Source organism: Streptococcus sp. oral taxon 058 str. F0407, assembly GCF_000235485.1.
Taxonomy (GTDB): domain Bacteria; phylum Bacillota; class Bacilli; order Lactobacillales; family Streptococcaceae; genus Streptococcus.
In genome coordinates, this window is the sequence record NZ_JH378887.1 from 362,062 (window position 1) to 386,620 (window position 24,559).

General features: G+C 42.9%; 24 protein-coding genes. 18 read left to right on the top strand and 6 right to left on the bottom strand.

The window, feature by feature from the left end; translation table 11 throughout:
- Positions 1–34 precede the first annotated feature (34 nt).
- Together HMPREF9184_RS03360 and HMPREF9184_RS03365 are read left to right on the top strand one after the other, a co-directional pair.
- Entirely contained in the window at positions 35–826 is a 792-nt protein-coding gene (locus tag HMPREF9184_RS03360; protein ID WP_000284174.1) for a DUF2785 domain-containing protein, read from the top strand.
- A 110-nt stretch (positions 827–936) separates the two neighbouring features.
- On the top strand, positions 937–1,605 hold the full coding sequence (locus HMPREF9184_RS03365; RefSeq protein ID WP_000714831.1) for an MIP/aquaporin family protein: 669 nt from the start codon (positions 937–939) through the stop codon (positions 1,603–1,605).
- A 93-nt stretch (positions 1,606–1,698) separates the two neighbouring features.
- Here HMPREF9184_RS03365 and trxA read toward each other — a convergent pair whose 3' ends face one another.
- From trxA to HMPREF9184_RS03380, 3 genes are all read right to left on the bottom strand, one after another.
- On the bottom strand, positions 1,699–2,013 hold the full coding sequence (gene trxA, locus HMPREF9184_RS03370) for a thioredoxin (RefSeq protein WP_001029581.1): 315 nt from the start codon (positions 2,011–2,013) through the stop codon (positions 1,699–1,701).
- A gap of 14 nt (positions 2,014–2,027) precedes the next feature.
- Entirely contained in the window at positions 2,028–2,249 is a 222-nt protein-coding gene (locus HMPREF9184_RS03375) for a DUF4649 family protein (protein WP_000570259.1), read from the bottom strand.
- A gap of 96 nt (positions 2,250–2,345) precedes the next feature.
- On the bottom strand, positions 2,346–2,726 hold the full coding sequence (locus HMPREF9184_RS03380) for a MarR family winged helix-turn-helix transcriptional regulator (RefSeq protein WP_000323731.1): 381 nt from the start codon (positions 2,724–2,726) through the stop codon (positions 2,346–2,348).
- A gap of 197 nt (positions 2,727–2,923) precedes the next feature.
- Between HMPREF9184_RS03380 and HMPREF9184_RS03385 the strand changes: the two genes are divergently transcribed.
- Entirely contained in the window at positions 2,924–3,298 is a 375-nt protein-coding gene (locus HMPREF9184_RS03385) for a CidA/LrgA family protein (protein ID WP_000781320.1), read from the top strand.
- Positions 3,295–3,990 carry an LrgB family protein gene (locus tag HMPREF9184_RS03390; RefSeq protein WP_001288930.1) on the top strand — a complete coding sequence of 232 codons (696 nt, stop codon included), beginning with the start codon at positions 3,295–3,297 and terminating at the stop codon, positions 3,988–3,990. The genes HMPREF9184_RS03385 and HMPREF9184_RS03390 overlap by 4 nt, the downstream gene beginning before the upstream one ends.
- A gap of 31 nt (positions 3,991–4,021) precedes the next feature.
- On the opposite strand, the gene HMPREF9184_RS03395 is transcribed toward HMPREF9184_RS03390, so the two are convergent.
- From HMPREF9184_RS03395 to HMPREF9184_RS03405, 3 genes are read right to left on the bottom strand one after another with little or no spacing between them, the layout of a single operon-like run.
- Positions 4,022–4,756 carry a hypothetical protein gene (locus HMPREF9184_RS03395; RefSeq protein ID WP_000498777.1) on the bottom strand — a complete coding sequence of 245 codons (735 nt, stop codon included), beginning with the start codon at positions 4,754–4,756 and terminating at the stop codon, positions 4,022–4,024.
- Between the two features lie 15 nt (positions 4,757–4,771).
- The gene (locus HMPREF9184_RS03400) at positions 4,772–5,467 is read right to left on the bottom strand and encodes an ABC transporter ATP-binding protein (RefSeq protein WP_000173164.1); all 696 of its coding nucleotides are present in this window, start codon (positions 5,465–5,467) and stop codon (positions 4,772–4,774) included.
- A 4-nt stretch (positions 5,468–5,471) separates the two neighbouring features.
- Positions 5,472–5,837 (bottom strand): GntR family transcriptional regulator, encoded by a 366-nt coding sequence (locus tag HMPREF9184_RS03405; protein ID WP_000118414.1) that lies wholly within the window; start codon positions 5,835–5,837, stop codon positions 5,472–5,474.
- A gap of 140 nt (positions 5,838–5,977) precedes the next feature.
- On the opposite strand from HMPREF9184_RS03405, the gene nrdR reads away from it, so the two are divergent.
- From nrdR to HMPREF9184_RS03480, 14 genes are all read left to right on the top strand, one after another.
- Positions 5,978–6,451, top strand: coding sequence for a transcriptional regulator NrdR (gene nrdR / locus HMPREF9184_RS03410; RefSeq protein ID WP_001203677.1), 474 nt, complete (start codon positions 5,978–5,980; stop codon positions 6,449–6,451).
- On the top strand, positions 6,452–7,615 hold the full coding sequence (locus HMPREF9184_RS03415; RefSeq protein WP_000803915.1) for a DnaD domain protein: 1,164 nt from the start codon (positions 6,452–6,454) through the stop codon (positions 7,613–7,615).
- Positions 7,616–8,512, top strand: a complete 897-nt coding sequence (gene dnaI, locus HMPREF9184_RS03420; protein ID WP_000446493.1) for a primosomal protein DnaI — start codon at positions 7,616–7,618, stop codon at positions 8,510–8,512.
- Positions 8,509–9,222: an NADPH-dependent oxidoreductase gene (locus tag HMPREF9184_RS03425; RefSeq protein ID WP_000140828.1), complete on the top strand. Its 714-nt coding sequence runs from the start codon at positions 8,509–8,511 to the stop codon at positions 9,220–9,222. Before dnaI ends, HMPREF9184_RS03425 begins: the two co-directional genes overlap by 4 nt.
- A 13-nt stretch (positions 9,223–9,235) precedes the next feature.
- The gene (gene der, locus HMPREF9184_RS03430; protein WP_001207707.1) at positions 9,236–10,546 is read left to right on the top strand and encodes a ribosome biogenesis GTPase Der; all 1,311 of its coding nucleotides are present in this window, start codon (positions 9,236–9,238) and stop codon (positions 10,544–10,546) included.
- Between the two features lie 431 nt (positions 10,547–10,977).
- Positions 10,978–11,268 (top strand): hypothetical protein, encoded by a 291-nt coding sequence (locus HMPREF9184_RS03440; RefSeq protein ID WP_000912912.1) that lies wholly within the window; start codon positions 10,978–10,980, stop codon positions 11,266–11,268.
- 160 nt (positions 11,269–11,428) lie between these two features.
- Positions 11,429–13,942, top strand: a complete 2,514-nt coding sequence (secA, locus tag HMPREF9184_RS03445; protein WP_001274102.1) for a preprotein translocase subunit SecA — start codon at positions 11,429–11,431, stop codon at positions 13,940–13,942.
- 79 nt (positions 13,943–14,021) lie between these two features.
- Entirely contained in the window at positions 14,022–15,053 is a 1,032-nt protein-coding gene (locus HMPREF9184_RS03450; protein ID WP_000232200.1) for a 3-deoxy-7-phosphoheptulonate synthase, read from the top strand.
- Between the two features lies 1 nt (position 15,054).
- Positions 15,055–16,086, top strand: a complete 1,032-nt coding sequence (locus HMPREF9184_RS03455) for a 3-deoxy-7-phosphoheptulonate synthase (RefSeq protein ID WP_000864034.1) — start codon at positions 15,055–15,057, stop codon at positions 16,084–16,086.
- A gap of 44 nt (positions 16,087–16,130) precedes the next feature.
- On the top strand, positions 16,131–16,493 hold the full coding sequence (acpS, locus tag HMPREF9184_RS03460; RefSeq protein ID WP_033585944.1) for a holo-ACP synthase: 363 nt from the start codon (positions 16,131–16,133) through the stop codon (positions 16,491–16,493).
- A complete protein-coding gene (gene alr, locus HMPREF9184_RS03465) occupies positions 16,483–17,586 on the top strand; it encodes an alanine racemase (protein ID WP_000648096.1) in 1,104 nt (367 codons plus the stop codon). Before acpS ends, alr begins: the two co-directional genes overlap by 11 nt.
- A gap of 21 nt (positions 17,587–17,607) precedes the next feature.
- Positions 17,608–19,623 (top strand): ATP-dependent DNA helicase RecG, encoded by a 2,016-nt coding sequence (gene recG / locus HMPREF9184_RS03470; RefSeq protein WP_001048797.1) that lies wholly within the window; start codon positions 17,608–17,610, stop codon positions 19,621–19,623.
- A 422-nt stretch (positions 19,624–20,045) separates the two neighbouring features.
- The gene (locus tag HMPREF9184_RS03475) at positions 20,046–21,026 is read left to right on the top strand and encodes an acetylxylan esterase (protein ID WP_000795092.1); all 981 of its coding nucleotides are present in this window, start codon (positions 20,046–20,048) and stop codon (positions 21,024–21,026) included.
- A 331-nt stretch (positions 21,027–21,357) separates the two neighbouring features.
- The coding region (locus HMPREF9184_RS03480) for an SIALI-17 repeat-containing surface protein (RefSeq protein ID WP_232196694.1) at positions 21,358–24,559 on the top strand (3,202 nt) is incomplete at its 3' end.

The window sequence follows — 24,559 nt, forward strand, 5'->3', positions numbered from 1 at the left end:
TTGATAAGCTACTAGAAATGCAGAGGTACTAGGGATGTATCAAGAATTACAAAGAAAAGTGACAGAAGAAAAACCAAGCTATAGCCGAGATGAAATTCAGTGGTTGCTTGAACATTTGGGAGATCCCTCGCCAGAAATTCGAGATGAACTTGTTTTTACGAGTTTAGCCAGGGGACTTCAAGAAGAGTTGTTTTCCCTTGAGCAGTTTCGGTTTATCTCAGAAGAGGTCTCCTCTGGTGAAGGTCTATACAAAGAGATTGATAGTAGAGGAGTTTCGGCTCTTAAACGTTCTTTTAGGGCGCTTATTTATGCCAATCTTTTGTCTGCAGATGGTAACAAGCACTCTCTTTTCTATAAAGGATTAAAAGCTGATATAAGAAATGCTATGCTATCTCAAGGTTTGTATTACCTAAAAAAAGAAAAGGATACGACAGGTTTTTCAAGTCAGTATGGTTGGATTCACGCTTTTGCGCATGGTGGTGATCTCTTGACGGAAGTTATCTGCCATCCTAGCTTTCCAAAGTCGGATATAGCCGAAGCATTTGAAATCATTGGGAAAATCTTTAAACGTGTTGAGATTCGTTTTACAAATGATGAAGATTGGCGGTTAGCCAGAGCGTTCTATGAACCAATCTTACGAGGGAAAATCGAATCGTCCCTACTCACTGCTTGGCTGCAAACAGTCGAATTTCCCTTGAAAGAAGCAAATGATTTCCATAAATTTTCCAACTTCAGATCCTGTTTGCTGGAAGTCTATGTCCAACTTGACCAGAGAAATAGTTTACAAGATGAGTTGAAAGAAGCCATTCAATCTTTTCAGTACTAAGGACAAGCGAGTCGTTTCATGGTTTTCAAAAATTTTCCAATCAATTTTCTTGAAACCCTTTCCTTCTTTTGATAGACTGGTACATAGTTTTGAAAAAAAGGAGACTTATCATGAAAAAATTTGTTGCTGAATTAATCGGTACATTTATGCTTGTATTCATCGGAACAGGAGCTGTTGTTTTTGGAAATGGTGTTGAAGGTCTTGGACACCTTGGAATTGCTTTTGCATTTGGTTTGGCAATCGTAGTTGCAGCTTTCTCAGTTGGAACTGTTTCAGGTGCCCACTTGAACCCAGCTGTTTCGATTGCTATGTTTGTTAACAAACGTTTGTCATCTTCTGAGCTTGTAAACTATATCCTTGGACAAGTAGTTGGAGCTTTCCTTGCATCAGCTGCAGTATTCTTCCTCTTGTCTAACTCAGGAATGTCAACTGCAAGTCTTGGTGAAAATGCCTTGGCAAACGGTGTAACTGTCTTTGGTGGTTTCTTGTTTGAAGTCATCGCAACTTTCTTGTTTGTCTTTGTTATCATGACTGTAACATCAGCAAGCAAAGGAAATGGCGCGATTGCTGGTTTGGTGATCGGTTTGTCTTTGATGGCGATGATCCTTGTGGGATTGAACATCACTGGACTTTCAGTTAACCCAGCCCGTAGCTTGGCCCCAGCTGTCTTGGTTGGTGGTGCAGCCCTTCAACAAGTATGGATTTTCATCCTTGCTCCAATCGTTGGTGGTGTTCTTGCAGCTCTTGTTGCGAAAAACTGCCTTGGCACAGAAGAATAAGAAACGAAAAAGAGTTCTGGTCTCAATTTGAGAAACAGGGCTTTTTTTATGCAAACAAAAAGCACTCCCTTTTTGAATGGGAGTGTTTCGTGATTAACTCAATTCAGCAACGATGGCCTTGATTTGTTCTGCTGTGTGTACTCCAGCAACTTGTTTCACCACTTGGCCGTCTTTTTTGAAGAGAAGGGTTGGGATAGACATGATTCCAAAGGCACGAGCTGTGTTTGGATTTTCATCTACGTCCATTTTAACGATTTTCAAGACATCTTCTGAAAGTTCTTCAGACAATTTGTCCAAGATTGGACCTTGCATACGACATGGGCCACACCAAGTTGCCCAGAAGTCTACCAAGACCAAACCGTCTTTTGTTTCTTGTTCAAATGTTGCATCTGTAATTGCTTTTGCCATTGTATTTCTCCTTTTTAATTATATTGGCTTAAATCTTGTTTCATGAGATAGAAGAAAACATCTCCATAAGTCCCATGGTAGTCCAAATCATGACCATTGTAGGTTAATTTTTGGACAGTGTAGTAATCCGCGACACCGATAAGGCAGGCTTGTTGGGAACGTTCAAAGTCTTCATAAGACTCGAAAGTCATGGTTCTTTCTTGCTTGCTGGCGTCTAGATAGGTAATTTCGATCATATAAAACTCCTTTATTCGATCTTGATTTTATTTTACTCCTTGAAAAGAGGAATGTCAAGAAAAATGATTGCGCACGCAACTTTTTTGAAAATCTGATTATGAAATGAAATCAAGACTCGTCTCCAATCTTTCTTCGACAGCCTTTTGTAGATAAGCCAGGGTTGTTTGTCCCTCGTCAGTCAGGCAGATAAAACTAGCCCGTCTATCCTGATCGCAACATCGGCGACTAAGCAAACCGCAGTTTTTCTCTTCCAAGCGAGCCACCATTCGAGAAACAGCGCTTGGGCTGAGATGGAGTTTATCTGGTAAATCAATCTGCCGTAAGGATTTTTCATCAGCTAGATCCAGATAGTAGAGCAGGTAAAACTCTTTCAAGGTCAACCTTTGTTCACTCTGCTGGGCGATAGTTTCTTCTAACAAGGCTTCCATTTCCTTTTGACGGCGGTTGTAGTCAAACCACTTTTCCAAATAGGCCATTGCTTTCTCCTTTCTTTTCAAAGTAAAAAATCACAAAGTCATTACTGATTATCTTTGTAACACAAGATGATTGCGCATGCAATGATTATACTACTTTTAGCTAATCCTTGCAAGAAAGAAAAATTTCGGTATTTCCTTGAAATTTCCTGAAAAAAGAGTAAACTGGTATGCAAGAATTCTATTTCAAGGAGTTTAGGATGAAATTATATGTTCAATTAATGATTCTTTTTGTGATTTCATTGATCGGTGAGGGAATCTCTAGTTTCTTTCATCTGCCCATCCCAGGCAGTATTATCGGTTTGATTATTCTTTTTATAGCCCTACAGTTCAAGTGGCTGAGAACGAGGCATGTCAATATGGTTGGGAATTTCTTGCTGGCCAATATGACCATTCTCTTTTTGCCGCCAGCGGTGGGAATCATGGAAAAGTTTGATGTGATTGCTCCCTACCTCTTACCTATCGTTTTGATTGTCTTTTTTGCAGCTGTCATCAATATTATCCTCATCGCCCTAGTGGTTCAGTTTATCAAGAGACGGTTTGAGGGAGATTATGAGAAAGGAGATGCCAAATGAGCGAATTTGTATCCAATCCTCTATTTGGGATTGCATTATCTATCCTAGCTTATCTAGCGGGAATGTTGATTTACAGACGTTTCCCACATCCTTTGACAACGCCCTTGCTTTTGTCAGCTATTTTCATTATCATCTTTCTAAAGGTGACGGGTATTTCTTACCAAGATTACTATCAAGGTGGAGTTTATCTGAACAACTTGATCGTCCCATCGACCGTAGCTCTAGGGATTCCGCTTTATAAGAGTTTTCATCTGATGAAGCACCATGCGCGGAGTATTCTCTTTGGTAGTCTGCTAGCAGTAGTTGTCAATACTAGCTTCACCGCCATAGTGGCAAAAATCTTTGGCATGGACTTTTTCCTAGCCATTTCTCTCTTTCCTAAGTCAGTAACAACCGCCATGGCAGTGGGGATTACAGAAAAATTGCAAGGTTTGACGACTGTGACCTTGGTCGTCGTAGTGGCGACTGGGATCTTGACTAGTGTTATCGGACCAACCCTTTTGAAGTGGTTGAAAATTGATGATCCAGTGGCTGTTGGACTTTCTCTTGGAGGGACAGGACATGCTGTTGGAACTGGGACCGCCTTTCGATACGGTTCTGTAGCAGGAGCCATGGGCGGTTTGGCTATCGGTGTCACTGGTATTCTCTATGTCTTTGTCAGTCCTATTGTAGCCAGTTTGATATTGAGTTAAATCAAAACCCAGCTTTTTAGCTGGGCATTTTTTATTGCAAGTTAACTTTGTTTTTCAAAATATAGTAGGTTCCGAGGTAGTAGATAATTGCTAGAATGAAATCTTTGAGGAGATCAACGCTGATTAGGAGGTTAAAATCATAATCCATTCGGAAGAAGATAGAAATATAGCCAATCACGATGTTAAGCACGATATAGGCTAAAATTCCCATAGCGACACGATATTCGTTAAATAGTTGACCAATTGAGATACAAAGGTAAATCGATAAAATCCAAGTAATTGAACCCACCAGAAGAGAGAGGGCGTAGAGCCAACCGTAACCGAGATAAGGAGAGATAAATCGATAGAGGAGTGGCAAATCTTTCACTACAGGGGTGAGTGAGAAGATAATAATGATACTCAAGATAAATACAATATAGCTTATGATTGACCAAATGAGAGCACCTAGTAATTTGGCGGTGATGATTTGGTGTTCAGAGACGGGGAGCGTCAATGTCAGATAGCCCTGGCGATCGTAGACACTTCCCTTGAAGCGTCGGATGATTAGAAAGATAGTTGCGATCCAGAGAGTAACGCTGAGTCCCCCAAAAACTAGGATCAGAAAGCCTAACAGATAGTAGGGGTCATTACCGTAACTAGTGTAGGTCTGACTAATACCAGAAATGGATGCACCAATCAAAACCGAAATTGCAAGCACAGCACCATAGAGAGCTAGATACCATTTGTTAACATTTTTAAATTCATAGCGAACTAAATTCCAAAACATAATAATCTCCTTTGCTTAGGCTTTAAATTCCTGGCGGAAGAGTTGGTCAATCGACTCACCTGACTCGTAACGAATATCATCTACATTTCCTTGGCGGACAACTTTTCCGTTATTGAGGAAGATGATTTCATCCAAGATTGGCTCAATGTCTGAAATCAAGTGGGTAGAAATCAAGACAGTTGAAGTTGGTGAGTAGTTGTTGATGATGGTGTTTAAGATATAGTCACGGGCAGCTGGATCCACACCACCAATCGGTTCGTCGAGCACGTAGAGACGAGCTTCACGGCTCATAACGAGGATTAATTGAACCTTTTCCTTGTTCCCTTTCGATAATTTCTTGAGGCGACTGTTTTCATCAATGCCAAGATCTGCTAAAAGATGCTGAGCCCGCTCAAGATTGAAATCTTGGTAGAAAGTTTTAAAGTAGGTCAGTGCTTCTTTGATTTTCATCTGTTCATTCAGATAAGTCGTGTCTGGTAGATAAGAGACAATGGCCTTGGTAGCAGGACTTGGCTCCATGCTGTTAATGAGGACACGTCCTTGGTCTGGTTGGAGAAGTCCGTTGATTAGTTTGATCAAGGTTGTTTTTCCAGATCCGTTTGGGCCGAGAAGCCCGACGATTTTTCCAGCGGGAATCTCAAGGGAAACATTGTTAAGCGCTGCTGTAGCCCCATAGGATTTGGATACATTTTCAAATGCTAGTAATGTCATAATTTTACACTCCTTTGATGTATTCGCTAAGCACGTTTGGCAGTTCTTCTTTTTTGTAGCCAAATTGAAGCATGCAAGAGACGAATTGTTGCAGTTGCTCCTCGGAAAGTTGTTTGCGGGACTGAAGGATGAGGTCCAAATCCTCGGTGACAAAACGACCAGTTGTCCGCTTGCTGTAGACCAAGCCTTCACGCTCAAGATCAGACAGGGCACGTTGTATAGTATTGGGATTGACCCCAGCCTCAATTGCCAGTTCTCTCACGGTTGGGAGCTGTTGGTTGGGTTCCAGTTTATGGGAAACAATCTCTAGTTTGATTTTTTCCATAATCTGCAAATAGATGGGTTTTGTATTATCAAAAATCCAGGACATCATAGTCTCCTTTCTTTACCTTTATTGTTCTAATTAAATAATACAATAAAACAAAAAACTTGTCAAGTAAAAATAAGAATTGTTTTGGGAATTGCTCAAAAAATGGTATAATGAAAAGAAAACGACAAGGAGGGAAAAGCATGCGTTGTCCAAAATGTGGGGCTACTAAGTCTAGTGTTGTTGATAGTCGACAAGCCGAAGAAGGAAATACCATCCGTCGAAGACGTGAGTGCGATGAGTGTCAGCATCGTTTTACGACCTATGAACGAGTAGAAGAAAGAACGCTGGTTGTCGTCAAGAAAGATGGCACACGAGAGCAGTTTTCGAGAGATAAAATCTTTAATGGGATTATTCGCTCAGCCCAGAAACGCCCTGTTTCGAGTGATGAAATCAACATGGTGGTCAATCGCATCGAGCAAAAACTCCGTAGTCGCAGTGAGAATGAGATCCAAAGTGAATATATTGGAGCTTTAGTCATGGAGGAATTGGCGGAGCTTGATGAGATTACCTATGTTCGTTTTGCCAGTGTTTACCGTAGCTTTAAGGATGTGAGTGAGTTGGAGAGTCTGCTCCAGCAGATCACCCAGTCCTCTAAAAAGAAAAAGGAAAAATAGATGAAGCCAAATGACCGTTTTTCTTTTCTAAAGAATAATCGGGTGTCGCAAGATACCTCATCTCTGGTGCAGTGCTACCTCCCGATTATCGGTCAGGAGGCGCTGAGCCTCTATCTATATGCCATTACCTTTTGGGATGGCGGGCAAAAGGAACACCTTTTTGCTAACATTCTTAATCATTTGAACTTCGGGATGAATACGCTCCTCCAGTCCTTTAAAATCTTATCTGCTGTAGACTTGTTGACCCTTTATCAAAAGGGAGAGACCTATGAATTGCAGCTTCATCCTCCCCTCTCCAGTCAGGAATTTCTAAGTCATTCTGTCTATAGCAGATTATTAGAGAAAAAGATTGGGGATACAGCTGTTTCTGCTATGAAGCAGGCTCCAAGTGAGGGAGAAGAACTCTCTGTTTCTTTGAGCCAAGTCTTTCCAACCCTGACTGAAGAAGTGACTGCAATCGAGTCTAAAAGCAAGTTAAAAAATGATTTTGACTTGGAACATTTTCAGCGGCTGATGGCTCGAGATGGCTTGCGTTTTGAAAATGAGCAGGCAGATGTTTTGGAATTGTTTGCCATCGCAGATGAAAAAAAATGGACCTGGTTTGAAACCTATCAATTAGCCAAGTCGACTACAGTGGCTCAGGTTATTTCAGTCAAACGCATGCGTGAAAAGATAGCACAAAAACCAGTGTCTTCTGACTTTAGCCCCAAAGAAATGACCATTATCAGGGAAGCCAAGAGTAAAACTCCCCTAGAATTTTTAGCCGAAATCAAGCAAACACGCAAGGGAAACATCACCCAAAGTGAAAGAGAACTCCTTCACCAGATGGCGTCTTTAGGCTTGTTGGACGAAGTCATCAATATCATCTTACTTCTAACCTTTAACAAGATTGATTCGGCCAATGTCAATGAAAAATATGCTATGAAAGTCGCCAACGACTATGCCTATCGTAAGATTCGGACAGCAGAGGAAGCCGTGCTTCGGATTCGAGAACACCAGCAAAAAGGGCAAGAAGAACAGAAAAACAAGGCCAGTTCAACTAAGACAAATGTTCCCAAGTGGAGCAATCCAGAATATAAAAATCAAACCAGTGAGGAAACTCGTCTGGAACTAGAACGCAAAAAACAAGAAATGTTAGCCCGATTAGAAGAAGGAGGAGACTAGATGGAAAGTGTGGGTGACGTTATTAAACGTCAGACGAGTCGTTTTCAGTATCAGGACCTAGTCCAGCAGATTATGAAAGACCCAGATGTAGCAGCTTTTATCCAGAAAGAATCCCTCAGCCAAGAGGAGTTAAATCGTAGCATCTCCAAGTTCAACCAATATATCACAGAACGGGATAAGTTTCTTCGTGGGGATGCTGACTATATAGCGCGTGGCTACAAGCCTATCTTGGTCATGAATCATGGTTATGCAGATGTATCTTATGAAGAAACACCAGAACTAATCGCGGCTGAAAAAGAGGCGGCAATCAAGAATCGTCTCAAGTTGATCAATCTACCAGCAAGTCTCAAGAAAGCGAAATTGGCTCAGATTGACCTGGATGACTTAGGACGTTTGCCGATTTTTGAGAGACTCTATGCCTTTGTTGACCTTTACCCAAGTATCCGAAAGGGACTCTATCTATACGGAGATTTTGGTGTCGGTAAGAGTTTCATGATGGCAGCCCTAGCTCATGACCTATCTGAAAAACGTGGTGCTTCAACAACCATTCTCCATTATCCAAGTTTTGTCATTGATGTAAAAAATGCTATTGGTGAAGGCTCTGTGAAGACCTTGGTGGATGAGATCAAGTTAGCAGAAGTCTTGGTCTTGGATGATATTGGTGCAGAACAGTCTACACCTTGGGTGCGTGATGAGATTCTCCAAGTCATCCTCCAGTATCGTATGCAGGAAGATTTGCCGACCTTCTTTACTTCCAACTTTAGTTTCCAAGATTTGGAAAAGCATTTTGCCAAAGGAAAAAATGGAAATGACGAAACTTGGGAAGCTAGACGGGTCATGGAACGGATTCGTTATTTAGCGGAGGAAACAAGACTAGAAGGAGAAAATCGCCGATGACAGAAACCATTAAACTGATGAAAGCTCATACTTCAGTTCGTCGCTTTAAGGAGCAAGAGATTCCTCAGGCAGACTTGGATGAGATTTTAACTGCTGCCCAAATGGCGTCATCTTGGAAAAATTTCCAATCCTACTCTGTGATTCTTGTACGTAGCCAAAAGAAGAAAGATGCCTTATATGAATTGGTTCCTCAGGAAGCCATTCGCCAGTCAGCTGCTTTCCTGCTTTTTGTCGGTGACTTGAACCGAGCTGAAAAGGGAGCAAGCCTTCATACGGACACTTTCCAACCTCAAGGAGTGGAAGGCCTCCTCATCACATCTGTGGATGCTGCGCTTGCTGGTCAAAACACCTTGCTTGCGGCAGAGAGTCTGGGATATGGTGGTGTGATTATCGGTTTGGTCCGTTACAAGTCGGAAGAAGTGGCGGAGCTTTTTAACTTGCCTGACTATACCTACCCCGTTTTTGGGATTGCGCTCGGTGTGCCAAATCAACAACATGATGTCAAACCAAGACTGCCTTTGAGCCAAGTGGTATTTGAAGAAGAATACCAAGAACAGCCAGTTGAAGCGATTTTGGACTATGACCAAGTACAAGCAGACTATGCTGGTGCGCGTGCGACGACCTCTTGGAGTCAGCGTTTAGCAGAGCAGTTTGGTCAAGCTGAACCTAGTTCAACTCGGAAGAATCTAGAACAGAAAAAGTTATTGTAGAAAGTGAGAAAACATGGCCTTACCAACTGTTGCCATTGTAGGACGTCCCAATGTTGGGAAATCAACCCTATTTAACCGAATCGCTGGTGAGCGAATCTCAATCGTAGAAGATGTCGAGGGTGTGACACGTGACCGTATCTATGCAACGGGCGAGTGGCTCAACCGTTCTTTCAGTATGATTGATACTGGAGGGATTGACGACGTCGATGCTCCCTTCATGGAGCAAATCAAACACCAGGCAGAAATTGCCATGGAAGAAGCAGATGTCATCGTCTTTGTCGTTTCTGGTAAAGAAGGGATTACAGACGCGGACGAGTACGTAGCTCGCAAACTCTATAAAACCCATAAGCCTGTTATCTTAGCAGTTAACAAGGTTGACAATCCTGAGATGCGAAATGATATTTTTGATTTCTATGCGCTGGGCTTGGGCGAACCGCTGCCCATTTCGTCTGTCCACGGTATCGGTACGGGTGATGTACTGGATGCTATCGTGGAAAATCTACCACATGAAGTCGAAGAAGAGAATCCAGATGTCATTAAATTCAGCTTAATTGGTCGTCCAAACGTTGGAAAATCAAGTTTGATCAACGCCATTTTGGGAGAAGACCGTGTGATTGCTAGTCCAGTAGCTGGAGCAACGCGCGATGCCATTGATACCCATTTTACAGATGCGGATGGTCAAGAGTTTACCATGATTGATACAGCAGGTATGCGTAAGTCTGGTAAAGTCTACGAAAATACAGAGAAATACTCTGTCATGCGTGCCATGCGTGCCATTGACCGTTCTGATGTGGTCTTGATGGTCCTCAATGCCGAAGAAGGTATTCGTGAGTACGACAAGCGCATCGCAGGTTTTGCCCATGAAGCCGGTAAAGGGATGATCATCGTTGTCAATAAGTGGGATACCCTTGAGAAAGACAACCATACCATGAAGAACTGGGAAGAAGATATCCGTGAGCAGTTCCAATACCTGCCTTACGCACCGATTGTCTTTGTGTCTGCTCTGACCAAGCAACGTCTCCACAAACTACCTGAGATGATTAAGCAAATCAGTGAAAGTCAAAACACCCGTATCCCATCAGCTGTCTTGAACGATGTGATTATGGATGCTATTGCTATCAATCCAACACCGACAGACAAAGGGAAACGCCTCAAAATCTTCTACGCGACCCAAGTGGCAACCAAACCACCAACCTTTGTCATCTTTGTCAACGAAGAAGAACTCATGCACTTCTCTTATCTGCGTTTCTTGGAAAATCAAATCCGCAAGGCCTTTGTCTTTGAAGGAACTCCGATTCATTTGATTGCAAGAAAACGGAAGTAAACAAACAAGATCTGGAAAGTCTTTTCCAGATCTTTTTGATATAATATAATAAAAAATAGTCTTGGAGGAAGCCATGATGGAAAGATTATTACAGCTATTGGTTTTGTCACCTTACTTTTATTTTTTCCATTGGATTGAGAAGGCAGATAAAGACGGTAAATATTTCGCATTCTTTTATTACTTTTACTGGATTTACCTCCCTCTGTGGGCTTTGTTCAGTATCGCTTTTACAGTTTTTTCTTTGTTAATTTTCAATTTTGTCTTGAAAAATCCGATGGATTTAACAAGGTGGGGGATATGGTTCCTTTTAGTTTTTTTGTCTCTTATGAATGACTGGAAAATATATGCCTGTCTAAAGAGAATGGTCAAGCTGAAACAAGAGAACAAAACGAGGACATCCATCAATAGCTAGAGTTTATAGGAGGTCACAAATGCTCAAAATAAAGCAGTTCATTGATCGACACTACAAGACCTATATTCTTACGATTTGCTTGTTATGGCTGCTGGTCTTTTGTCTTCCTTGGGATTGGCAAATAGGAGGAGTTTCGGTTTATTTCTTCATCATGAAAAAACTCTTTGTTGTCTTTGGTGTATTGGCAATCTTTTTCTCAGCACTGACTAAAAAGATGAGTCTCTTCCTCTTTGGAGTGATCTTTTGTATGGCCTTCTGGATCAATCTCTTTCTGATTTTTGGAATTTTGCCAGCTCTGCTTGGCAATTAACTATTTGTGTGAAATGTAGTCCATAAAAAGCCAAGAGACTGACCTAGAAGTTAGCCTCGTTTCCCTGTTGAAACGCGGATTCTTTCTTGAAAATTAAGAGTAAATGTGCTAGAATTAAAAGAACATTCTAAAATATTCAGAATCTAAAGTAAGGAAAATAATGGCTAATATTTTAAAAACGATTATCGAAAATGATAAAGGAGAACTTCGCCGTCTAGAAAAGATGGCAGACAAGGTTCTCAAATATGAAGATCAGATGGCAGCCTTGACGGATGACCAGCTAAAAGCAAAAACAGATGAGTTTAAGGAACGTTACAATAAGGGTGAATCGCTGGATTCATTGCTCTATGAGGCTTTTGCGGTAGTACGTGAAGCTGCCAAGCGTGTTCTTGGGCTTTTCCCATATAAAGTTCAGGTCATGGGTGGGATTGTCCTCCACCATGGAGATGTGCCAGAAATGCGTACAGGTGAAGGAAAAACCTTGACAGCGACCATGCCTGTATACCTCAACGCTCTAGCAGGTGAAGGGGTTCACGTAGTAACGGTCAACGAGTATCTAACCGAACGTGATGCGACTGAGATGGGTGAATTGTATTCATGGCTTGGTTTGTCAGTAGGGATTAACTTGGCTGCTAAGTCACCAATGGAGAAGAAAGAAGCCTATCTCTGTGATATTACCTATTCGACTAACTCAGAGATTGGTTTCGACTACCTTCGTGACAACATGGTTGTTCGGGCAGAAAACATGGTTCAACGTCCGCTCAACTATGCCTTGGTCGATGAGGTTGACTCGATTTTGATCGATGAGGCTCGTACTCCTTTGATCGTTTCAGGAGCCAATGCTGTGGAAACTAGTCAGCTGTATCATATGGCGGATCACTTTGTCAAATCTTTGGACAAAGATGACTATATCATTGATATCCAGTCTAAGACGATCGGTTTGTCTGATTCAGGGATTGACAAGGCTGAAGACTACTTCAAACTGGAAAATCTCTACGATATTGAAAATGTGGCTCTTACTCACTTTATCGATAATGCCCTCCGTGCCAACTATATCATGATTCTCGATATCGACTATGTGGTTAGTGAAGAGCAAGAAATCTTGATCGTCGATCAATTTACAGGTCGTACCATGGAAGGTCGCCGTTACTCTGATGGCTTGCACCAAGCGATTGAAGCCAAGGAAGGTGTGCCAATCCAAGACGAAACCAAGACTTCAGCTTCTATTACCTACCAAAACCTCTTCCGTATGTACAAGAAATTGGCAGGTATGACAGGTACCGGTAAAACAGAAGAAGAAGAATTCCGTGAAATCTATAACATTCGCGTCATCCCAATCCCAACCAACCGCCCAATCCAGCGTATTGACCATTCAGACCTTCTCTATGCAAGTCTGGATGCAAAATTCAAGGCCGTGGTTGAAGATGTGAAGGCACGTTATCAAAAGGGTCAGCCAGTCTTGGTAGGTACTGTTGCCGTTGAAACCAGTGATTTTCTTTCTAAAAAATTGGTCGAAGCAGGTGTTCCTCACGAAGTCTTGAATGCGAAAAACCACTACAGAGAAGCTCAAATCATCATGAACGCTGGTCAGCGTGGTGCGGTTACCATCGCAACCAATATGGCCGGTCGTGGTACCGACATCAAGCTTGGTGAAGGGGTTCGTGAACTGGGTGGACTTTGCGTCATTGGTACAGAGCGCCACGAAAGTCGCCGTATTGATAACCAGCTTCGTGGACGTTCAGGACGCCAAGGAGATCCAGGTGAGTCGCAGTTCTACTTGTCTCTTGAAGATGATTTGATGAAACGTTTCGGTTCAGAGCGTTTGAAAGGTATTTTTGAACGGCTCAACATGTCTGACGAAGCCATTGAATCCCGTATGTTAACGCGTCAAGTGGAAGCGGCTCAAAAACGTGTTGAGGGGAATAACTACGATACACGTAAACAGGTTCTTCAATACGACGACGTTATGCGTGAACAACGTGAGATTATCTATGCACAACGTTATGATGTCATTACTGCCGACCGTGACTTGGCACCTGAGATTCATGCTATGATCCGCCGTACGATTGGACGTATCGTGGATGCACATGCTCGTTCGAAAGAAGACGAAAAAATAGAAGCAATCTTGAATTTTGCTAAGTACAACTTACTTCCAGAAGATTCAATCAGCCGTTCAGATCTTGCAGGTCTGTCAGATCAAGCCATCAAAGATGAACTGTATCAACGTGCATTGAAGGTTTATGATAGTCAAGTTGCTAAACTTCGTGATGAAGATGCAGTAAAAGAGTTCCAAAAGGTTTTGATTCTACGTGTTGTAGATAACAAGTGGACTGATCATATCGATGCTCTTGATCAGTTGCGAAATGCTGTTGGACTTCGTGGCTATGCGCAAAACAACCCAGTTGTTGAGTACCAGGCAGAAGGTTTCCGCATGTTTAACGACATGATTGGATCGATTGAATTCGATGTGACCCGCTTAATGATGAAAGCACAAATCCACGAACAGGAAAGACCACAAACGGAACACAATATCAGTACGACTGCAACTCGTAATATCGCAGCGCAACAGACTCATCTTCCAGAAGATGTGGACTTGAGCCAAATCGGACGCAATGACCAATGTCCATGTGGATCTGGTAAGAAATTCAAGAACTGTCATGGTAAGAGACAATAATATGAGATAAGATACAGGCGGATACCTGGTAAAAGTCATTTTTTGCTTGGTGTCCGTTTGCTTTATAAGGAGATGAATCATGGTATTTACAGCTAAAAGTCCTAAAATTAACATTGAAGAAGTTCGCGCTTTGTCTAAATTAGAGGGGACGGCTCTTGCGAGAAAAAACCAGCGTGATCAGGAATTGGAAGCCATCATCCGTGGAGAAGACCAGCGTATTCTCTTGGTGATTGGACCATGTTCATCTGATAATGAGGAGGCGGTTCTCGAGTATGCCAAGCGTCTATCTGCCTTGCAAGAAGAGGTCAAAGACCGCATTTTTATGGTCATGCGTGTCTATACGGCTAAACCCCGTACCAATGGAGATGGCTATAAGGGCTTGATTCATCAACCAAATGCTAAAGAAGCACCCAGCTTGATCAATGGAATCAAGGCTGTTCGTCAGCTACACTATCGTGTGATTACCGAGACTGGTATGACAACTGCTGATGAGATGCTTTATCCTGAAAATCTTCCGCTGGTGGATGATTTGATTTCTTATATGGCTGTTGGGGCTCGTTCAGTTGAGGATCAACAGCACCGTTTTGTAGCGAGCGGAGCAGATTTCTCAACAGGATTTAAAAATCCAACATCTGGAAATCTCAATGTTATGTTTAACGGGATTTACGCAGCGCAAAACAAGCAGAGTTTCCTCTTCCTCGGCAAAGAGGTGGAAACGACTGGGAATCCATTGTCTCATGCCATTCTTCGCGGTGCCTTGAATGAATATGGGAAAAATATCCCCAACTATTACTATGACAATCTGATGGATACCATTGATCAGTATGAAAAGATGGGCTTGGAGAATCCCTTTATCATCATCGATACCAATCATGACAATTCGGGCAAGCAGTACATGGATCAAATCCGTATCGTTCGCCAGACCTTGATCAACCGTGACTGGAATGAGAAAATCAAAAAATACGTTCGAGGTTTTATGATTGAGTCCTATCTGGAAGATGGGCGTCAAAATGAACCTGAAGTTTTTGGCAAGTCTATCACGGACCCTTGTCTAGGCTGGGACAATACAGAAGCACTTGTTCGTGAAATCTACCAAACGCTAGGAGAATAAGATGGCATTTATCGAAAAAGGTCAAGAAATAGATATTGAAGCAATCAAGGCTGCAACTCAGCTGTCACCTGAAGCATTGCGTTATAAGGAAGCTCGTGATCGAGAGTTGGCAGCCATCATCTCAGGTGAGGATGATCGAATCCTTTTGGTGATGGGGCCTTGCTCTTCGGATAATGAAGAAGCAGTGCTCGAATATGCTCGTCGCTTAGCAGACTTGCAGAAAAAAGTTGCGGATAAAATCTTTATCGTCATGCGTGTTTATACTGCCAAGCCTCGTACCAACGGAGATGGCTATAAGGGCATGATTCATCAGCCAAATGCTAGCGAGGCTCCTAGTCTCATCAATGGTTTGCAGGCAGTTCGTCAGCTCCACTACCGTGTGATTACTGAAACGGGCTTAACGACGGCTGATGAGATGCTTTATCCGTCAAATCTCATTTTGGTTGATGATTTGGTCAGCTATCATGCAGTTGGAGCTCGTTCGGTGGAAGATCAAGAGCACCGTTTTGTAGCGTCTGGGATTGATGCTCCAGTTGGGATGAAAAATCCAACATCTGGGAACCTTGGGGTCATGTTTAATGCTATCTATGCTGCTCAAAATAAGCAAACCTTCCTTTACCATGGTCAAGAAGTGGAAACTTCAGGAAATCCCTTGGCCCACGTTATCCTTCGTGGTGCCATGAATGAATACGGCAAAAATGAACCCAATTTCTACTATGAAACCCTTTTAAATGCTATCAACCGTTATGAGACCATGGGACTTGAAAATCCTTTCATCATCATCGATACCAATCATGACAATTCAGGCAAGCAGTATATGGAACAAATTCGCATTGTTCGCCAATCCTTGCTGAATCGTGATTGGAATGAAAAGATTAAGAAGACGGTTCGAGGCTTTATGATTGAATCTTACCTAGCAGATGGTCGCCAAAATCAACCAGAGGTCTTTGGTTGCTCCATTACCGACCCTTGTCTAGGTTGGGAAAATACAGTAGCCTTGGTAGAAGAAATTTATACTACCTTAACAAAATAAGTGAAAAGGATGGAGTTGGGGGAATCTCAGCTCCTTTTATGAGTATGATAGTTGGACATGGAATTGACATCGAAGAATTGGCTTCGATAGAACGCGCAGTTACACGACATGAAGGATTTGCCAAGCGCGTGCTGACCGCTAAAGAAATGGAGCGCTTTACCAGTCTCAAAGGGCGCAGACAAATCGAATATTTGGCAGGTCGTTGGTCGGCTAAGGAGGCTTTTTCCAAGGCTATGGGGACAGGAATTGGTAAACTGACCTTTCAGGATTTGGAAGTCTTGAACAATGAAAGAGGGGCTCCCTATTTTAGTCAGGCGCCATTTTCAGGAAAGATTTGGCTGTCAATCAGCCATACAGATCAGTTTGTGACAGCCAGTGTCATTTTGGAGGAAAATCATGAAAGCTAGTCCACATAGACCAACCAAGGCTCTCATTCAGCTAGGAGCTATTCGAAAAAATATCCATCAAATGGGGATTCATATCCCTAATGGTACGCTCAAATTTGCAGTAGTCAAAGCTAATGCTTATGGACATGGGGCGGTAGCTGTTGCAACGGCTATCCAAGATGATGTTGATGGATTTTGCGTTTCCAATATTGATGAAGCTATTGAGTTGCGCCAAGCAGGGATAAACAAGAAAATCCTCATTTTAGGAGTTTCTGAGCTAGAAGCTGTTTCCCTGGCTAAAGAATATGACATCACCTTGACAGTGGCAGGACTGGAGTGGATTCAAGCACTCTTAGCTACTGGTGCTGACCTAGCTGGCTTATCGGTTCACCTCAAGATTGACTCAGGAATGGGACGGATTGGTTTTAGAGAGGCCGGTGAGGCTGAAGAGGCTCAAGATTTGTTAAAACAACACGGTGCGCGTGTTGAGGGAATCTTTACCCACTTTGCGACTGCAGATGAAGCATCAGATGACTACTTTAATAAGCAGTTAGAACACTTTAAGATTATTTTAGCAAGCATGAAGGAAGTGCCAGAGCTAGTACATGCCAGCAATTCGGCAACGACTCTTTGGCATGCAGAGACTATTTTCAATGCAGTCCGTATGGGAGATGCCATGTATGGTCTCAATCCCAGCGGAGAGGTCTTGGACTTGCCTTATGACCTGACACCAGCCTTGAGTTTGGAGTCTGCTCTGGTCCATGTCAAGACAGTTGCAGCCGGAGCTTGCATGGGCTATGGAGCCACCTATCAGGCGGATAGCGAGCAAGTCATCGCGACCGTACCAATCGGCTATGCGGATGGTTGGACACGAGACATGCAGAATTTCTCCGTCTTGGTAGACGGGCAAGCTTGCCCAATCGTCGGTCGGGTTTCGATGGACCAAATCACCATTCGATTGTCTAAGGTTTACCCACTCGGAACCAAGGTAACCTTGATTGGTTCCGACGGAGATAAGGAAATCACAGCTACTCAGGTAGCGACCTACCGTGGGACTATTAACTATGAGGTGGTTTGCCTTCTCAGCGACCGTATTCCACGAGAATATTATTAAAGCAAAGAAAGGAGGGGGAGCATGAATCTACATCAACCCTTGCATGTCTTACCTGGTGTGGGACCAAAGTCAACAGAGAAGTACGCCAAACTAGGAATTGAAAACTTGCAAGATCTCTTGCTCTACTTTCCTTTCCGTTATGAAGATTTTAAGACCAAGCAAGTCCTTGACTTGGAAGATGGTGAAAAGGCTGTTCTGTCTGGTCAGGTAGTGACTCCTGCCAGTGTCCAGTATTATGGTTTTAAGCGTAATCGTCTACGCTTTAGTCTCAAACAGGGAGAAGTCGTTTTTGCGGTTAATTTCTTTAACCAACCTTATCTAGCAGATAAGATAGAGTTGGGAGCAACCCTTGCTGTTTTTGGGAAGTGGGACCGTGCCAAGGCTAGTCTGACTGGGATGAAGGTTCTAGCTCAGGTGGAAGATGACCTCCAGCCTGTCTATCGTCTGGCTCAGGGAATCAGTCAGGCCAGTTTGGTTAAGGTCATTAAGACAGCCTTTGATCAGGGATTGGACCTCTTGATTGAGGAGAACCTTCCCCAGTCTTTACTTGATAAATACAAACTCACGTCCCGTTGCCAGGCTGTTCGCGCTATGCATTTTCCTAAGGATTTGGCAGAATACAAGCAGGCCCTTCGTCGTATCAAGTTTGAAGAACTCTTTTACTTCCAAATGCAGTTGCAGACGCTCAAGTCTGAAAATAGAATTCATGGAAGTGGTCTGGTTCTGAATTGGTCTCAGGAAAAGGTGACAGCTGCTAAAGAAAATCTTCCTTTTGTCCTGACCCCAGCTCAGGAAAAGAGTTTGCAGGAAATTTTGGCCGACATGAAATCCGATCACCACATGAATCGACTCTTACAAGGAGATGTGGGAAGCGGAAAAACAGTAGTAGCTGGCTTGGCTATGTTTGCGGCAGTGACGGCTGGGCACCAGTCTGCTCTCATGGTACCGACAGAAATCCTAGCAGAGCAACACTTTGAAAGTCTACAGAGTCTCTTTCCAGACTTGAAACTCGCTCTCTTGACAGGATCCTTGAAAGCTGCAGAAAAAAGAGAAGTCTTGGAGACCATAGCAAAGGGTGAGGCCGACTTTATCATCGGAACCCATGCTCTGATTCAGGATGGGGTGGATTATGCTCGTCTTGGTTTGATTATCATTGATGAGCAGCACCGTTTTGGTGTGGGGCAAAGGCGTATTTTACGGGAAAAAGGGGACAACCCAGATGTCCTCATGATGACGGCGACTCCCATTCCACGAACCTTGGCCATCACAGCCTTTGGGGATATGGATGTTTCCATTATCGACCAGATGCCTGCGGGTCGGAAACCCATTGTAACGCGTTGGATCAAGCATGAGCAATTACCTCAGGTGCTGACTTGGTTAGAGGGGGAAATCCAAAAAGGTTCTCAAGCCTATGTCATCTCTCCCTTGATTGAAGAATCAGAAGCTCTGGATCTGAAAAATGCCATTGCCTTATCAGAGGAGTTGACAGCTCATTTTGTAGGCAAGGCAGAAGTGGCTCTCCTACATGGTAAGATGAAGAGTGACGATAAAGACCAGATCATGCAGGATTTCAAAGAGAGAAAAACGGATATTCTAGTATCTACAACTGTTATCGAGGTTGGGGTCAATGTTCCAAATGCGACCGTCATGATTATCATGGATGCTGATCGGTTCGGTCTCAGCCAGCTTCACCAGCTCAGAGGTCGTGTCGGTCGGGGAGACAAGCAGTCCTATGCTGTTCTCGTTGCCAATCCCAAGACTGAGTCAGGGAAGGACCGCATGCGGATCATGACAGAAACGACTAATGGATTTGTCCTTGCGGAGGAAGATTTGAAAATGCGCGGATCGGGTGAGATTTTTGGAACTAGACAGTCAGGACTACCAGAGTTTCAAGTGGCTGATATTATCGAAGATTTTCCGATTTTAGAAGAAGCCAGAAAGGTTGCCAGCTATATTAGTTCGATAGAAGGTTGGAAAGAGGATCCAGAATGGCGCATGATTGCGCTCCATCTAGAAAAGAGAGAACATCTGGATTAAGCCTTTTCTAAGAAATCTATAAGCTAGCTTTTAGATTTAGGTCTTATACTAGAGTCATCAAAAAGAAACGAGGACTCTCATATGACGATTAAAGTGACCTACCAAAAGAAATTTCAAACCTTCAAACAAGAGAAAGGAGCTAGGACCTATTGATAACCAAAGAGCGGAAACGCTCTTTTTGTTTTAAAACTACTTTCAGACGATAGGTTTGAGTGAGGAGAATCTAAAATCACTATCTATTTATACTCAATGAAAATCAAAGAGCAAACTAGGAAGCTAGCCGCAGGCTGTACTTGAGTACGGCAAGGCGAAGCTGACGTGGTTTGAATTTGATTTTCGAAGAGTATTACCCTTCTTTCTTGCATTGCTTTTCTAGATATGCTACAGTTATGATAGCGATTACAAAATAAAAGGAGCATGCTATGAAAAATCCAGCTTTGTTAGAAGAAATTAAGACTTATAAAGGACGGGATGAGGTTCCAGAAGACTTTGATGCTTTCTGGGATGAGGAATTAAAAAAAGTTTCCACTCTTCCAGCCTACCAGTTGGAGGAAAGAGATTTCCACATTCCCCGAGTCAAGTGCTTTGAGCTCACTTTTGAGGGAACTAATGAAGGCAAGGTCTATGCACGCGTCGTCCTTCCAAAGACTGAGGGAAAAGTTCCGCTAATTTTCCATTTTCACGGCTATATGGGACGTGGTTGGGATTGGGCCGATATGCTGGCCTTCACTGTGGCTGGTTACGGTGTTGTTTCTATGGACGTTCGTGGCCAGTCGGGCTATTCGCAAGACGGCTTGCGTTCTCCTCTTGGAAATACTGTGAAGGGGCATATCATCCGTGGTGCTGTGGAAGGTCGGGACCACCTCTTTTATAAGGATGTCTATCTGGATATTTACCAGTTGGTTGAAATTGTTGCCAGTCTGCCTGAGATTGATGAGAAGCGACTTTCTAGTTATGGTGCTTCACAAGGAGGGGCTTTAGCTCTGGTTGCAGCAGCGCTCAATCCACGGATTCAGAAAACAGTTGCCATTTATCCCTTCTTGTCAGACTTTAGACGAGTGCTTGAGATTGGCAATACTAGTGAGGCCTATGATGAACTTTTCCGTTATTTCAAGTTTCACGATCCCTTCCATGAAACAGAGGAGGAAATCATGGAGACCCTTGCCTATATCGATGTGAAAAATCTTGCCCATCGTATCAAGGGTGAGGTCAAGATGATTACGGGCTTGGACGATGATGTTTGCTATCCCATTACCCAGTTTGCGATTTACAACCGTCTGACCTGCGACAAGACCTATCGCATCATGCCAGAGTATGCTCACGAAGCCATGAATGTTTTTGTCAATGACCAAGTCTACAACTGGCTCTGTGGCAGTGAGATTCCTTTTTCCTATGTAAAATAATAACTTTGAGAGGGCACTAGCTCTCTTTTTTATATCAAAATCCCTGAAAGTACTTTTTGTAAATTTAAAATATTAAATTATTCTTGAAAGTAAAATCTATTCTATATCAATTTAGCTATAAAGTTCAAAGTTTATTGTATAATGAGGGAAAGGTATTATGCGAAAGGAGGAAACTTTCCGCTGTTTGGTCAGAGAATAAGAACAGTGGACGTTTGGAGAATGGGAGGTCTCATTCAGTCGATTACTTTCTTTTTACTTGTTTAGTTGGAGGAACTAAAAATTTTAAGAAAAAAAGAAAGCGCTTTATTTTATGAAAAATGAAAGGACAAATATGAATTACAAATCTTTACATCGGAAACAGCAATACGGAATTCGAAAATTTGCAGTTGGGGCGGCATCGGTAGTGATTGGTACAGTAGTATTTGGAGTAAATCCAGTCTTAGCTCAAGAACAAGCCAATGCAGCAGGAGCTAATACAGAAACTGTCGAATCTGGTCAAGGCCAAGGTTTATCAGAGTTACCAAAAGAAGTGTCTTCAGGAAATCTTGCTCATTTGGATAAGGACTTGGCGGATAAATTGGTAGCTGCTCAAGACCATGGCGTTGAGGTGGACCAAGATCACCTGAAAAAAAATGAGAGTGCAGAATCAGAAACTCCATCCTCTACGGAAACCCCTGCAGAAGAAGCAAATAAGGAAGAAGAAGCAGAGGATCAGGGAGCTATTCCTCGTGACTATTACTCAAGAGATTTAAAAAATGCCAATCCTGTCCTTGAAAAAGAAGATGTTGAAACAAATGCAGCAAATGGTAAGAGAGTTGATTTGTCAAGTGAACTAGACAAACTAAAGAAACTTCAAAATGCTACAGTTCATATGGAGTTTAAGCCAGACGCAAACGCACCATCATTTTACAACCTATTTTCAGTATCAAGTGATAAAAAAGAAAATGAGTATTTTACGATGTCTGTTCTTAATAATACTGCCTTGATTGAAGGGCGAGGCGCTAACGGGGAGCAGTTCTATGATAAGTATACAGATGCTCCTTTGAAAGTTCGCCCTGGACAATGGAATTCCGTAACCTTTACTGTCGAACAACCGACAGCGGAGTTACCTCATGGTCGAGTTCGTCTCTATGTGAACGGTGTCTTATCTCGAACAAGTCTAAAATCTGGTAACTTCATCAAAGATATGCCAGATGTTAATCAAGCTCAACTTGGAGCAACCAAACGGGGCAATAAAACAGTTTGGGCCTCAAACCTACAAGTTCGAAACCTAACTGTCTATGATCGTGCTTTAAGCCCAGATGAAGTTCAAACACGGAGTCAATTATTTGAAAGAGGTGAATTGGAACAGAAACTTCCTGAGGGCGCAAAAGTCACTGAGAAAGAAGACGTCTTTGAAGGTGGTAGGAACAATCAACCAAATAAAGATGGTATCAAGAGTTATCGTATCCCAGCTCTTCTCAAGACAGATAAAGGAACACTGATTGCTGGAACAGATGAAAGACGTTTGCACCATTCTGACTGGGGAGATATTGGGATGGTTGTTCGTCGCAGCTCAGATAATGGAAAAACATGGGGAGACCGAATCGTAATCTCAAATCCTCGTGACAATGAGCACGCTAAACATGCAGATTGGCCATCTCCAGTCAATATTGATATGGCCTTGGTGCAAGACCCTGAAACAAAGAGAATTTTTGCAATTTATGACATGTTCCTTGAAAGTAAGGCAGTATTTTCATTGCCGGGGCAAGCTCCGAAGGCTTATGAACAAGTGGGAGATAAAGTTTATCAAGTTTTATATAAGCAAGGAGAATCAGGTCGCTATACGATTCGAGAAAACGGAGAGGTTTTCGACCCTCAAAATAGAAAGACAGATTACCGTGTTGTCGTTGACCCTAAAAAACCAGCCTATAGCGATAAGGGAGATTTGTATAAAGGGAATGAGCTAATCGGAAATATTTATTTTGAGTATAGTGAGAAGAATATTTTTAGAGTTTCCAATACCAACTACCTATGGATGTCCTATAGTGATGACGATGGGAAGACTTGGTCTGCACCAAAAGATATTACGCATGGGATTCGGAAAGATTGGATGCACTTCCTAGGAACTGGACCTGGTACGGGGATTGCCTTGCGTACTGGGCCTCATAAGGGAAGACTGGTGATTCCAGTTTATACAACAAACAACGTTTCCTACCTAAGTGGTTCTCAATCATCTCGTGTAATTTATTCAGATGATCATGGAGAAACATGGCAAGCAGGGGAAGCAGTTAATGATAACCGTCCAGTAGGCAACCAAACCATTCACTCTTCAACTATGAATAATCCAGGCGCTCAAAATACGGAGTCAACTGTTGTTCAGTTGAATAATGGGGATCTCAAGCTCTTTATGCGTGGGTTGACTGGCGATCTTCAGGTTGCGACCAGTCATGATGGGGGAGCAACGTGGGATAAGGAAATCAAACGTTATCCTCAAGTAAAGGACGTTTATGTTCAAATGTCCGCTATTCACACCATGCATGAAGGAAAGGAATACATTCTACTCAGCAATGCTGGTGGTCCTGGACGCAACAATGGTTTAGTTCATCTGGCTCGTGTTGAGGAGAATGGTGAGTTGACATGGCTTAAACACAATCCTATACAAAGTGGTAAGTTTGCTTACAACTCACTCCAAGATCTCGGAAATGGCGAATATGGTTTGCTTTATGAGCATGCGGATGGCAATCAAAACGATTATACTTTATCCTATAAGAAATTCAACTGGGATTTCTTGACCAAGGATTGGATTTCTCCTAAAGAAGCAAAAGTGAAATACGCGATTGAAAAATGGCCAGGCATTCTTGCGATGGAGTTTGATTCGGAAGTATTGGTCAACAAGGCTCCAACCCTTCAATTGGCAAATGGTAAAACAGCACGCTTCATGACCCAGTATGACACAAAAACCCTCCTATTTACAGTGGATTCAGAGGATATGGGACAAAAAGTTACAGGTCTGGCAGAAGGTGCAATTGAAAGTATGCATAATTTACCAGTCTCTTTTTCAGGGGCTAAGCTTTCAAATGGAATGAACGGAAGTGAAGCTGCTGTTCATGAAGTGCCGGAGTACACAGGCCCATTAGGGACAGCGGGTGAAGAGCCAGCACCGACAGTCGAGAAGCCTGAATACACAGGCCCACTAGGGACAGCGGGTGAAGAGCCAGCACCGACAGTAGATAAGCCGGAGTACACAGGCCCATTAGGGCCATCCAGCGAAGAGCCAGTACCGACAGTAGATAAGCCAGAGTACACAGGCCCATTAGGGACAGCGGGTGAAGAGCCAGCACCGACAGTAGATAAGCCAGAGTACACAGGCCCATTAGGGACATCCGGCGAAGAGCCAGTACCGACAGTCGAGAAGCCTGAATACACAGGCCCATTCGGGACAGCAGGTGAAGAGCCAGCTCCGACAGTCGAGAAGTCAGAATACACAGGCGGAGTTAATGCTGTTGAGGCGGCAGTCCATGAAGTGCCGGAGTACACAGGCCCATTAGGGA

What these genes read in the sequence shown, in the direction of transcription:
- HMPREF9184_RS03360 (WP_000284174.1), top strand. Translation starts at nt 35, where the DNA reads ATGTATCAAGAATTACAAAGAAAAGTGACAGAAGAAAAACCAAGCTAT.
- HMPREF9184_RS03365 (WP_000714831.1), top strand. Translation starts at nt 937, where the DNA reads ATGAAAAAATTTGTTGCTGAATTAATCGGTACATTTATGCTTGTATTC.
- trxA (WP_001029581.1), bottom strand. Translation starts at nt 2,013, where the DNA reads ATGGCAAAAGCAATTACAGATGCAACATTTGAACAAGAAACAAAAGAC.
- HMPREF9184_RS03375 (WP_000570259.1), bottom strand. Translation starts at nt 2,249, where the DNA reads ATGATCGAAATTACCTATCTAGACGCCAGCAAGCAAGAAAGAACCATG.
- HMPREF9184_RS03380 (WP_000323731.1), bottom strand. Translation starts at nt 2,726, where the DNA reads ATGGCCTATTTGGAAAAGTGGTTTGACTACAACCGCCGTCAAAAGGAA.
- HMPREF9184_RS03385 (WP_000781320.1), top strand. Translation starts at nt 2,924, where the DNA reads ATGAAATTATATGTTCAATTAATGATTCTTTTTGTGATTTCATTGATC.
- HMPREF9184_RS03390 (WP_001288930.1), top strand. Translation starts at nt 3,295, where the DNA reads ATGAGCGAATTTGTATCCAATCCTCTATTTGGGATTGCATTATCTATC.
- HMPREF9184_RS03395 (WP_000498777.1), bottom strand. Translation starts at nt 4,756, where the DNA reads ATGTTTTGGAATTTAGTTCGCTATGAATTTAAAAATGTTAACAAATGG.
- HMPREF9184_RS03400 (WP_000173164.1), bottom strand. Translation starts at nt 5,467, where the DNA reads ATGACATTACTAGCATTTGAAAATGTATCCAAATCCTATGGGGCTACA.
- HMPREF9184_RS03405 (WP_000118414.1), bottom strand. Translation starts at nt 5,837, where the DNA reads ATGTCCTGGATTTTTGATAATACAAAACCCATCTATTTGCAGATTATG.
- nrdR (WP_001203677.1), top strand. Translation starts at nt 5,978, where the DNA reads ATGCGTTGTCCAAAATGTGGGGCTACTAAGTCTAGTGTTGTTGATAGT.
- HMPREF9184_RS03415 (WP_000803915.1), top strand. Translation starts at nt 6,452, where the DNA reads ATGAAGCCAAATGACCGTTTTTCTTTTCTAAAGAATAATCGGGTGTCG.
- dnaI (WP_000446493.1), top strand. Translation starts at nt 7,616, where the DNA reads ATGGAAAGTGTGGGTGACGTTATTAAACGTCAGACGAGTCGTTTTCAG.
- HMPREF9184_RS03425 (WP_000140828.1), top strand. Translation starts at nt 8,509, where the DNA reads ATGACAGAAACCATTAAACTGATGAAAGCTCATACTTCAGTTCGTCGC.
- der (WP_001207707.1), top strand. Translation starts at nt 9,236, where the DNA reads ATGGCCTTACCAACTGTTGCCATTGTAGGACGTCCCAATGTTGGGAAA.
- HMPREF9184_RS03440 (WP_000912912.1), top strand. Translation starts at nt 10,978, where the DNA reads ATGCTCAAAATAAAGCAGTTCATTGATCGACACTACAAGACCTATATT.
- secA (WP_001274102.1), top strand. Translation starts at nt 11,429, where the DNA reads ATGGCTAATATTTTAAAAACGATTATCGAAAATGATAAAGGAGAACTT.
- HMPREF9184_RS03450 (WP_000232200.1), top strand. Translation starts at nt 14,022, where the DNA reads ATGGTATTTACAGCTAAAAGTCCTAAAATTAACATTGAAGAAGTTCGC.
- HMPREF9184_RS03455 (WP_000864034.1), top strand. Translation starts at nt 15,055, where the DNA reads ATGGCATTTATCGAAAAAGGTCAAGAAATAGATATTGAAGCAATCAAG.
- acpS (WP_033585944.1), top strand. Translation starts at nt 16,131, where the DNA reads ATGATAGTTGGACATGGAATTGACATCGAAGAATTGGCTTCGATAGAA.
- alr (WP_000648096.1), top strand. Translation starts at nt 16,483, where the DNA reads ATGAAAGCTAGTCCACATAGACCAACCAAGGCTCTCATTCAGCTAGGA.
- recG (WP_001048797.1), top strand. Translation starts at nt 17,608, where the DNA reads ATGAATCTACATCAACCCTTGCATGTCTTACCTGGTGTGGGACCAAAG.
- HMPREF9184_RS03475 (WP_000795092.1), top strand. Translation starts at nt 20,046, where the DNA reads ATGAAAAATCCAGCTTTGTTAGAAGAAATTAAGACTTATAAAGGACGG.